Source organism: Streptomyces sp. NPDC090445 (assembly GCF_044769385.1).
Classification (GTDB): Bacteria; Actinomycetota; Actinomycetes; order Streptomycetales; family Streptomycetaceae; genus Streptomyces.
The window spans coordinates 1-1,348 of the sequence record NZ_JBIVXV010000083.1; the positions used below are offsets into that span (position 1 = coordinate 1).

Consider the following 1,348-nt stretch of genomic DNA (forward strand, 5'->3'; position numbering starts at 1 on the left):
CGGGGCCTCCCCCTGAGTGGTGGACACGCTGATACTGGATCTGCTTGATCCGGAGGAAGCGAGAAGACCGCCGATGGCGATGAGGGACTACTCGGACGAGTTCAAGGCCGATGCCGTGGCCCTGTACGAGTCCACACCCGGCGCGACGTACAAGAGCATCGCCGCTGACCTGGGCGTCAACCGGGCGACCCTGCGCGAGTGGGTGCTGCGGGACCGCGAACGCCGCGGCGTCACCGCCGCGGCTGCGAAGCCGACTGCCCGGCACCGGGCGGCGGTGCCGCCCGCTGATCCGGACGAGCGGGTCCGGCAGCTGGAGGCACGGGTGGCCGAGCTCGAGGCGAGTGAGCGCAAGCTGGCCACCGAGCGGGACATACTCCGCAAGGCGGCCAAGTATTTCGCCGGAGAGACGAGCTGGTGAGGAGCCGCTTCCAGTTCGTTGACGACCACCGGAACACCTACGAGGTGAAGCGGCTCTGCGAGATCCTGGACGTGAACCGGTCCAGCTACTACAAGTGGCTCGCCGGCGCCGAGGCCCGGGCCGCCCGGCAGCGCCAGGACCGGGTCCTGGCCGAGGAGATCCGCAAGGTCCACGGCGAGTCCGGCGGCGCCTACGGCTCCCCGCGCGTGACCGCCGAGCTCCGCGAGAAAGGGCGACGGGTCAACGAGAAGCGGGTCGCACGGATCATGCGGACGTTCTCCATCACCGGGATCCGTCTGCACAGACGCGTGCGCACGACCGTCCCCGACCCGGCAGCCTCACCGGTCCCAGACCTGTTCCAGCGGAACTTCACCGCCACCGAGCCGGGACGGAAGTACATGGGCGACATCACGTATCTCCCGCTTGCGGGCGGGAAGTTCCTCTATCTCGCGACCGTGCTGGACTGCTTCAGCCGCAAGGTCGTGGGCTGGTCCATCGCCGACCACATGCGGACCGGCCTGGTAGCCGACGCGCTGCGGATGGCCGCCTCGACCCGCGGCCGCCTGGAGGGATCGGTGTTCCATTCCGACCACGGGGCCCAATACGGATCCCGGGCCTTCGCCGGCCTCTGCGGCCGGCTCGGGGTGACCCGGTCGATGGGCATGGTGGGCACCAGCGCCGACAACGCGGCCTGCGAAAGCTTCCACGCATCCCTGAAACGCGAGACCCTCAAAGGCGCCCACGACTACGGCGACGCCACCACCTGCCGCCAGACTGTCTTCGCCTGGCTGACCCGCTACAACACCCGCCGCCGGCACTCCGCCAACGGTCACCTCAGCCCCGACGAATACGAACGCCGACACCACAGCGTTAAACTCACGCTCGCCGCGTGATCAATCCCCGCGTGCCCACCTTCACGGGGGAAGGCCC

The 1,348-nt window shown here is 69.2% G+C and carries 1 protein-coding gene; it reads left to right on the forward strand.

The window, feature by feature from the left end:
- Window positions 1–73 precede the first annotated feature (73 nt).
- Window positions 74–1,311 (forward strand): IS3 family transposase gene (locus ACIQUT_RS40305; RefSeq protein ID WP_403570716.1). Its coding sequence is split into 2 segments (ribosomal slippage): window positions 74–397 and window positions 400–1,311, totalling 1,236 coding nucleotides; the frame shifts between segments, so codons are not numbered across the junction.
- Window positions 1,312–1,348: the final 37 nt, after the last annotated feature.